This is a genomic window from Actinomadura soli (assembly GCF_005889715.1).
In the GTDB taxonomy this organism is placed as follows: domain Bacteria; phylum Actinomycetota; class Actinomycetes; order Streptosporangiales; family Streptosporangiaceae; genus Spirillospora; species Spirillospora soli.
This window is the reverse complement of record NZ_VCKW01000434.1, coordinates 1-4,282: the sequence shown is the minus strand read 5'-3', so window position 1 is coordinate 4,282 and position 4,282 is coordinate 1. Positions and strand designations below refer to the sequence as shown.

Annotated in this window: 5 protein-coding genes and 1 pseudogene; all 6 read right to left on the bottom strand. The window is 70.3% G+C overall.

Translation table 11 applies throughout. The features are described 5' to 3' along the window. Nucleotides 1-423, bottom strand: a pseudogene (locus ETD83_RS39950) (hypothetical protein); the annotation flags it as partial. 3 nt (nt 424-426) lie between these two features. Continuing rightward, nucleotides 427-570: a DUF6760 family protein gene (locus ETD83_RS43305; protein WP_171064714.1), complete on the bottom strand. Its 144-nt coding sequence runs from the start codon at nt 568-570 to the stop codon at nt 427-429. Then, a complete protein-coding gene (locus ETD83_RS39945; protein WP_138650454.1) occupies nt 567-971 on the bottom strand; it encodes a hypothetical protein in 405 nt (134 codons plus the stop codon). The genes ETD83_RS43305 and ETD83_RS39945 overlap by 4 nt, the downstream gene beginning before the upstream one ends. After that, nucleotides 971-1,420 carry a phage tail protein gene (locus ETD83_RS39940; protein ID WP_138650453.1) on the bottom strand — a complete coding sequence of 150 codons (450 nt, stop codon included), beginning with the start codon at nt 1,418-1,420 and terminating at the stop codon, nt 971-973. Before ETD83_RS39940 ends, ETD83_RS39945 begins: the two co-directional genes overlap by 1 nt. Before the next feature lie 44 nt (nt 1,421-1,464). Next, nucleotides 1,465-3,024 carry a phage tail sheath family protein gene (locus tag ETD83_RS39935; protein WP_138650452.1) on the bottom strand — a complete coding sequence of 520 codons (1,560 nt, stop codon included), beginning with the start codon at nt 3,022-3,024 and terminating at the stop codon, nt 1,465-1,467. A 257-nt stretch (nt 3,025-3,281) separates the two neighbouring features. Beyond that, nucleotides 3,282-3,974: a hypothetical protein gene (locus tag ETD83_RS39930; protein WP_138650451.1), complete on the bottom strand. Its 693-nt coding sequence runs from the start codon at nt 3,972-3,974 to the stop codon at nt 3,282-3,284. Nucleotides 3,975-4,282 lie beyond the last annotated feature (308 nt).

The window sequence follows — 4,282 nt, the reverse complement described above, 5'->3', positions numbered from 1 at the left end:
CCCCTGACGGTCGCCCGCGGCGCGGACCTTGCGGGACGGGCGGTCCACGCCGCGGGCGACCGTCAGGGGAGACGGAAGGCGCGGCGGCTCCGGGCCGGTCTCCGGAGGCGGAGCCGCCGCGGGCACAGGTGGCGGCACCGCGTGCTGGGACGGAAGCGTTCCCGCAGGCCGGAGCGGGTTCCCGAGGACGCCGCCCGGCCCGTCCAGGCTGATCTGGCGGACGATCTCTCCCGCGAGGGACGGAACCTGCCAGCTGGCCAGGGTCGCACCGAAGGCGGGGTCGGCGATCGTGCCCATCGTGGACGGACGGCCCGGCGGCGGCACGGCACGCCAGCCGCCGTCGGGCCCGCCCGCCACACCCGGGGCGTCGGGACCCGCCGCCGGTCGGGAACGGCGGCGGGAGAACAGGTCGCGGATTCCCATCGGTCAGCCGCTCACCAGAGAGGCGATCTGGGTGACGTACCGGCGCCGGTCAGGGTGCTCCAGGTCCAGGATCTCCTCGCGGGACCAGTGGAAGTGGTACGCGATGTACGCGATCTCCCGATGCAGGGCGTCCGGCGGGTACGTCACGATTCCCCCAGGCGGCTCCCGGCGAGATCCACCTCGAAGGATTCCGCGCAGGAAGGGCAGGCCACGGTCGCCAGCGTGTGGCCCTCGGCGTTGATCTGGCGGTAAAAGTCCTGCAAGAACGCCAGGTCTGAGGCGAACATGCTTTCCACGACCCCGTCATGGACCTGCGGAACGGCTCCCAGCCGGGTGATCACCCGGGCGAGCAGCACCACCGAGAGGTAGGGCGGGTTCTCCCGGACGCGCACGTCCTGCAGCGGGATCAGCTCGTCCTTGGCCGTGGCCAGGCGCATCGCGCCTTCGCGGTGGACGGTCCCGCTCTCGTCGACGTACCCGCGCGGGAGTTCGAAGGTGAACTCGGTCCGCATCCGGACCGCGTCCACGGTGGGGGCTGAACGGCGCATCAGCTCTCTTCGATCTTCATCTCTTCGTAGGTGATGGTGATCGTCTCGGTGACCGCCGAGGTGCTGCCGGCCTCCAGATCGTCGAACTGCTGGTCGCTGCACCAGGCGTTGCGCAGGTTGAAGCGCCGGACGGGATTGCTCTGGTAGTCCATCTGGATGATGGTCGCGTTCTTGCGGGCCGAGCTCATGTCGCCCTCGAACGACTTCTTGATCCAGTCGGAGAACACCTTGCTGCCCGTCGTGGCGCGCACGACCTGGCACTCTCCCGCCTGGGGAACACCGGGAAGCTTCCCGGTGGTCGGCTTGCCCTGGGCCGAGTTCTGCTTGAACTCGATCACGTCCTGCTTCTGGCCGAGCCCGCTGACCTTCTGCAGGTATTCGACCATCACGCCGTCGATCTGCAATCCGAAATTGTGCGCCGCCGCGGAATCCTGTTTGTCGAAAGCCATGATTTCCCCTTCTGTTCAATGCCGTGTGCCGTCGCGGAGACGGCCTATTCCTCCAGCTCCCCGCCGCCGGAGATCTGGGCCACCCGGAAGATCACGAATTCGGCGGGCTTGACCGGCGCGACGCCGATCTCGCAGACCACGCGGCCGAGGTCGACCGACTCGGGCGGGTTGGTCTCCTCGTCGCACTTGACGTAGAAGGCCTGCTCCTCGGTGGCGCCGAACAGCGCCCCGTCCCGCCACTCGGTCACCAGGAAGGCGGAGATGTTGCGGCGGATCCGCGCCCACAGGTCGTGGTCGTTCGGCTCGAACACCACCCACTGGGTGCCGATCAGGATCGACTCCTCCAGGTAGTTGAAGTAGCGGCGGACGTTCAGGTACCGCCAGGCCGGGTCCGACGCCAGCGTCCGCGCGCCCCACACCCGCACGCCGCGGCCGGGGAACGAGCGGATGCAGTTCACGCCGACCGGGTTGAGCAGGTCCTGCTCGCCCTTGGTGACCTGGAGGCCGAGGTCCACGGCGCCGCGGACGACCTCGTTGGCCGGGGCCTTGTGCACGCCGCGCTCGGCGTCGCTGCGGGCCCAGACGCCGGCCAGGTGGCCGCTCGGCGGGACCAGCCCGGTCTGCCCGGACGACGGGTCGAAGACCTTGATCCACGGGTAGTAGAGGGCGGCGTAGCGCGAGTCGTACCCGGCGGCGTCCTGCCGCCACTCGTGGATCTCGCGGGCGTTCAGCCCGGGCGGCGGGTCGAGGATCGCGACCCGGTCGCCCATCAGCTCGCAGTGCGCGATCATGCCGAGCTGGACGGCCTTGACGCCGTCCAGGTCGATGGCGCCGCGCTGGTAGGCGCTCATCAGGTCCGGCGCGGCGACCATGGTGACCGCGTCGAGGGCCTCCAGCCCGCCGAAGCCGGTGCGGTCCGCGGTGTCGCCGAGGTAGTGCTCGGGCGTGATCGCCGCACCGCCCGCGGTGGGCGCGGGCGGCACGGCCGGGACGGCAAGCGTCACGCTCTGGTTGTCGGGCCTCGCCGCCTGCCCCGCCGCCGCGGCCTCGCTCAGGGTGATGAGCTTCGAGCGCTCCTTCACCTGCGTGACGACGTAGTTGCGGGTGTTCTTCTTGGTCGACACGTTGAAGCTCTCCGCCACCGTGCCGTCGACCTTGACGACCAGCTTGAACCGGTCGTCGGCCTTCTCCCCGCCCTTGTCGCCGCCGTCGATGTCGGCGACCTCCACCTCCAGCGTCCCGGCCGCCGAGGAAGGGACGGCCGCGACGCTGAACCCGCCGAGGCGGGCGGGGGCGGGCGCGGCCGGTTCCCTGGGCGCGCCGCCCCCGCCGTCCTGCGCCGTCCCGCCCACGCGGACCACGTAGCAGGTGGTGCCGCCGTTGTTGAAGAACCCGTACACGGCGTGGGCAAGGAAGCAGCCTTCGGTGAAGTCCCCTAACGCGGCCACGTACTGCGACCAGTTCGTGACGAGCACCGGCTCGTTCAGCGGGCCTTCCGGAGCGAACCCGACGAAGGCGCCCACCGACGTCCCGACCCCCTCGATCGGGCGGGACCCGCTGGCCACCTCCTCGACGTAGACGCCGGGCGACAGATACGTGGGCATTGGCTGCTACTCCCCCGTTAGGACGGCTTGGACCTACCAGAACCCTGCCGCCCCGCCGCGCCGCCCGGAACGTCCGTTCGACCCGTCCGGAGGGCACCCTCCACTGCCCGGAACACCACCCGTCCACCGGGAGATCGGCGGGCCCGGCGGCTCCGATCCACGCGAAAGGGCCACTCCGGAGGCGGTTCCGGAGTGGCCCTCGGCCGCGCGGGCGTAGGCGTGACCGTCCGCGCGATCAGGACTGGCACGGCAAACGGCTAGGAGAACGTGACGGTGGTCGTGTCGAGGTAGTAGTGCTTGATGAAGGCGTAGGTCGAGACGATCTGCATGCCCTGCGAGACACAGACCCGGCCGCTCGAATCCGGCGTCACGGTGGCCTGGTAGCGGTACTGGTACCAGCCGGGGATTCCGTCCCCGTGGCCCAGCGACCCGATCTCCGGCCACCCGATCCAGGTCTGGTCGCGGTCGACCTCCTGGTACGGGTCGGTCTCGCAGGCGGCGCCCGCCCGGGCCACCACGTCGTTCACGCCGCCGGGGCCGGTCGAGGAGTCCCTGGTCCAGACCCACAACGACAGGTCGAGCCGCACCGGGGCCGTCGTACCGACGTCGAACGTGCGGTCGAGCCAGAGCAGGCCGCAGTCGTTCTCGCCGTGGGCCTGAAGGTCCACGCTGCGCACGCCGTCCCGCGCCTTGGCGTTGGACAGCGCCACCGCCGAATCATGTGGGGAGCATTCGGGCGTACCGGTGTTCTGGTCGGTCTTGGGGACCCATCCCTGGAACCCGGTCTCGTAGCTGTAGGTGTAGGTGGCCGGTGTGATCCGGGCGACGGCGGGCGCCTGGAACAGGCCCGCGGCGATGACCACTCCGGCGGCGGCCGCGCCGACCCGCGCGCAGGCGCGGCCGAGCGGCGTCCGAGCACCGCCGGGCCGGTCGATACCGAGAATCCTCATTTGCACATCCCCTTTCCGATGGAGACCCATCAGAAATAGACTGGATTTCGGCCAGAACGTAACTCCGGCCCCGATGGGAATGGGATGGTCGTTCAGGCAATTCCGAGGGTCGTCTCACATGTCCGGACGACGTCCCGTCACGGCGCGGGTCGCCGATGGTGGACGCGGATCTCCGGGTAGAGCAACGACCTGTCCTTGATGAGGAATTCGTTGGTCCCCGTCGCGCCGAACCGGGATCTCCCTGCCGAGCGCGGCGTTGAGGTCCGGCGGCAGCCCGACCTGCGGCTGCGGCGGGGGCGGGGGCGGGC

Excerpts from the sequence above, each read along its gene's own strand:
- ETD83_RS39945 (WP_138650454.1), bottom strand. The coding sequence starts at position 971 with ATGCGCCGTTCAGCCCCCACCGTGGACGCGGTCCGGATGCGGACCGAG.
- ETD83_RS39940 (WP_138650453.1), bottom strand. The coding sequence starts at position 1,420 with ATGGCTTTCGACAAACAGGATTCCGCGGCGGCGCACAATTTCGGATTG.
- ETD83_RS39935 (WP_138650452.1), bottom strand. The coding sequence starts at position 3,024 with ATGCCCACGTATCTGTCGCCCGGCGTCTACGTCGAGGAGGTGGCCAGC.
- ETD83_RS39930 (WP_138650451.1), bottom strand. The coding sequence starts at position 3,974 with ATGAGGATTCTCGGTATCGACCGGCCCGGCGGTGCTCGGACGCCGCTC.